6 protein-coding genes are annotated in these 3631 nt (G+C 34.7%); all 6 read left to right on the top strand.

What is annotated here, in order from left to right; genetic code table 11:
* The coding region (locus QJV33_RS11835; protein ID WP_281463613.1) for a hypothetical protein at positions 1-196 on the top strand (196 nt) is incomplete at its 5' end.
* A 229-nt stretch (positions 197-425) separates the two neighbouring features.
* Positions 426-1022 carry a phage neck terminator protein gene (locus QJV33_RS11840; RefSeq protein ID WP_281463614.1) on the top strand — a complete coding sequence of 199 codons (597 nt, stop codon included), beginning with the start codon at positions 426-428 and terminating at the stop codon, positions 1020-1022.
* Positions 1023-1032: 10 nt separating this feature from the next.
* Complete coding sequence (locus QJV33_RS11845) at positions 1033-1698, top strand: hypothetical protein (RefSeq protein WP_281463615.1); 666 nt, start codon at positions 1033-1035, stop codon at positions 1696-1698.
* Between the two features lie 14 nt (positions 1699-1712).
* Positions 1713-2111 (top strand): hypothetical protein, encoded by a 399-nt coding sequence (locus QJV33_RS11850; protein ID WP_281463616.1) that lies wholly within the window; start codon positions 1713-1715, stop codon positions 2109-2111.
* Positions 2102-2617: a hypothetical protein gene (locus tag QJV33_RS11855; RefSeq protein ID WP_281463617.1), complete on the top strand. Its 516-nt coding sequence runs from the start codon at positions 2102-2104 to the stop codon at positions 2615-2617. The genes QJV33_RS11850 and QJV33_RS11855 overlap by 10 nt, the downstream gene beginning before the upstream one ends.
* Positions 2618-3032: 415 nt before the next feature.
* Positions 3033-3631, top strand: a 599-nt coding sequence (gene vgrG, locus QJV33_RS11860) for a type VI secretion system tip protein VgrG (RefSeq protein ID WP_281463618.1), incomplete at its 3' end; no start/stop codon positions are given.

The following is a 3631-nucleotide window of genomic DNA, read 5'->3' on the forward strand; positions in this document are numbered from 1 at the left end:
TAAAAATCATAAAGAGAAAATGCTTTCTAAATTGATTGAAATAAAAGCGATTATACCGAGTAAAGATAAAACAGAATATTTGCTTAATCCTTGGATTGCCAACAATTTCGATGAAAGCAATTTTCGTGAATTAATGTCTTTATTTCCTGATATTGATATACCAAAATTAGAAGTGATTAACGGTGGGAAAGAGTGATTGTTATGAATAATTATTGAAACTTTTGAACAGTTATGATAATTTAAACACCATCATGAAATTGTTGCGTTCAAATAGTTGAACAACAATATCATAGCCAAATCGAACGACCCATTTGAGGTCGTTTTTTTGTGCCTAATCCTCAAAAATCTAAAGAATATTTTAATCAAGACGCAATAACTGCGTCTTTTTTTGTGTCTTAACACATCATTTCAGAAAGAAAATAAAAATGACGGACGAAAAAAACGAGAAAAAATCAGCAAAAGTAACCGCTAAAGCCCCAAAAGATAAAGATTTTCCAAAACTTAAAACATTAACTTACAAAGAGATGTATAATATCGTTGGTAAATTTCTACAAAAAGCCATTCCAATGAAAGGGGCTAAATTAAAGATTGTAAAAGGGCTTGCGGATAGGGTTTCTTCGCCGAAACCGCCTTATATCGTCTTGCAAGTTGAGGATGAAAAAACATTATCTACTTCTGAAACGCGCTATACAGATCAATATAAAATTACATGGTCAAGATCACAAGTAACCATAGAATTATCTTTTATTGGCAATGATAATGCTCCAGCTTTACAAATGGCTAGAGCTTTTACGGTTCGGTTTAATGATGCTTGGGCAACCGAGCAATTCGAACAGTATAATAATGATGTTTTCTTTCCCCTTTACAGTGATGACGTAAGAGTTGAACCCATGTCTTTAAATGCAGAAGGGCAATTTGAAGATACTTGCGTTGTCAATGCCCATTTTGAATATCATCCAGAACTTGGGATTTGCGCCAATAGTGCCAAAGAAATTGTCATGGATGTGAATATAGTAGAGTAAGGATTTTAAAATGAATGCTATTCCAGAAGATAGATTAAAATTATTAAAACCTTCTCCGTTATATATGGGAGAAATTAATAGTCCAGGTCAGCCAACGTTAAACGATTTAAAAAGAATTGAACAAAATGCAATAGGTAGTTGTAAACTTCTTTCGAAAGATGAAATATTATGGTATCGTAATAGATTTTCTAAAGTTTATGAACCTTTAATTTTATCAAAAAGCAGCCAAGAAGCATATAGAACATTAGGCGATTGTGCGTGGGATTGTGCGTGGGAGCAATATGGTAGTGCTCTTGATATATCTAATTCACTAATCATAAGCGGATTGATACCTAAAAAATTGGTTGGTATACCCTCAAAAGCCTTAGGACCCAAAGAAAAAAGAACAATATTTACAAGTATTCCATCCCTTATTCAACATCGTTATCCTAATACGAGAATACCTTTACCATCTTGGATAAATGGAAAGACTTTTAAGCAAGCCAATAAAGTTAGACAAACCGCAGGAGTATTAAGATTTGTTGGGCGTATAATACCTGGAATAGGATGGGTATTATTTGCTGCTGATGTTGCACTCATAACACTTTGTGTAAATAAATGTATGAATAGTAAAAAGCAGAAGATTGATAAACCTGATAAACCTGATAAACCTGAAAAGCCTGGTATTATGGTATAATATTTAATTTAAAAATGAATCAATCACAAAAAATACGCCAAATTATTTACGATAGAATTTGTTATGACGGCTATATTTCATCAGAAATATTTACTCCAGACATGATTATCAATAATGAAGAATATGAATTTTATGGTAGTCATGCAGAGTTTTTAATATATCATTGTGCAGACGATATTAAGCTACCAATAGAATATTTAAAATATTTTCCATACGATGAATATTTTTTCGAAGAAACTCCATTTACAGGAGTAGTTTTGATTGTACGTTATTTGAAAAATATATTAAATAAATATTTTAACTACGATTTAAAAATCGAAAAAAAAAGATCCATTACAGCTTCGCAATTTGCAGATATTATGATTGATATTTGGGAGCAATATCAGAGAGAACAAAAAATAAAATGCCCATAGTCTCTATTTCCGAAGCTGCTCGATTGACTGGTAAAAGTCGCAGGACGTTACACAGGCATATTGACGCAGGTCGTGTTTCCAGAAGTCACACCCCATCAGGCGAGCAAGGAATAGAGATTTCAGAGCTTATTCGAGTATATGGCGAATTAAAGACACAGCCTGTCACAAGCGGGCAAAATGAGCCAAGGTTACAGCGTGCTACAGGTGATGACACAGAACGCCCACCCACCGCACAGCACGATATAAAACAAAATGACACAGAGACAAGGCGCATTCATGACCTTGAAAAAGAGGTTGAAAGCCTCAATCGTTTATTATCATCGAAACAAGAAACGATAGATAGCCTTAAGACGGCTTTAAAGCTGCTTGAGCATAGGCAAGACAAATCTGGTACAATCGAACCACCTAAAGAGAACAACGTATCAGAGCCTCAAAAAAACGGTACTTCTGTTGATGATAATGGTAACACTGGATTGCTTGGACGTTTCAAAAAACTTTTTAGCTAGTCCTATACGCGCGTATTTGTCGGAAAACTCTTTTTATTCTTTCGAACCATCTCAAAAATTGGGATAGTTGCCTCTACGATGAACATATTTACAATCTGTATTCTTTTAAGTTTTAAGTGACAACAGAACATCGTATTCATTAACTAAAAACGGATCAAAAGAATACGGATTTCATAGAGTATGAAGTGTATTCTTTTGAGTGTAGATAAAACCTAACTTATTGGGTATTTCGCGCGCTCGCGCGTATTGCTCCGAAAACTCTATTTTGATTTTTTGATTAATTTTGATTTTTAATCAAGTTGTGCCTGTTTTCTTTATAATTTTCAGAAAAAAGTGACTTGCTCGTATTAATAAAACGGCATATTTTCATTGTTGTAATAATATCTTATTTTAAACGAATTGTTGGGGTGATGATATGGGGATGTTTGATGTTGTGGATGATGCAACGAAGGCACTTTTGACTGGTAAAGGTTTAGGGGTTTCTGGTTCTGGTCATAATCGCTATCATCTTTCCATATCAGGCTGTCATTCCCCTATTGATATTCAGGATTTTCAAGGGCAGGAGTGTTTAAGCACTCCTTTTACTTATCAGATTAATTTCACTTCTGTTAATCCCACCATTACCCCTCAAGATGTTTTAAACTGCCCTGCTAAGTTCTTCTTTCAATCCCCTTCTGATTTAGAGCCTCAACGGCGTGTCTATGGGGTCATTACAGGTTTTTCTAAACTCAGTAGTTCTAAAGACCAAACCGCTTATGCGGTCATCCTTGAGCCTCGGTTGGCGTTGTTACGTAAAACCCAATATACCTCTATCTTTCAAAACCAATCTATTCCTCAAATTGTCGAGAAGGTGTTAAGAGATCGTCATGGTTTTGAAGGTCAAGATTTCCATTTTGATATTACCCATACGTATCCTGCTCATGAGCAAGATATGCAATATAAAGAAACAGATTTTGACTTTATTGCCAGAAAGCTTGCATGGGATGGGATCTGGTATCGCTTTGATATGGATAC

This window comes from Commensalibacter nepenthis, from assembly GCF_029953305.1.
Lineage (GTDB): Bacteria > Pseudomonadota > Alphaproteobacteria > Acetobacterales > Acetobacteraceae > Commensalibacter > Commensalibacter nepenthis.

What these genes read in the sequence shown, in the direction of transcription:
- QJV33_RS11840 (WP_281463614.1), top strand. Translation starts at nt 426, where the DNA reads ATGACGGACGAAAAAAACGAGAAAAAATCAGCAAAAGTAACCGCTAAA.
- QJV33_RS11855 (WP_281463617.1), top strand. Translation starts at nt 2,102, where the DNA reads ATGCCCATAGTCTCTATTTCCGAAGCTGCTCGATTGACTGGTAAAAGT.
- QJV33_RS11845 (WP_281463615.1), top strand. Translation starts at nt 1,033, where the DNA reads ATGAATGCTATTCCAGAAGATAGATTAAAATTATTAAAACCTTCTCCG.
- QJV33_RS11850 (WP_281463616.1), top strand. Translation starts at nt 1,713, where the DNA reads ATGAATCAATCACAAAAAATACGCCAAATTATTTACGATAGAATTTGT.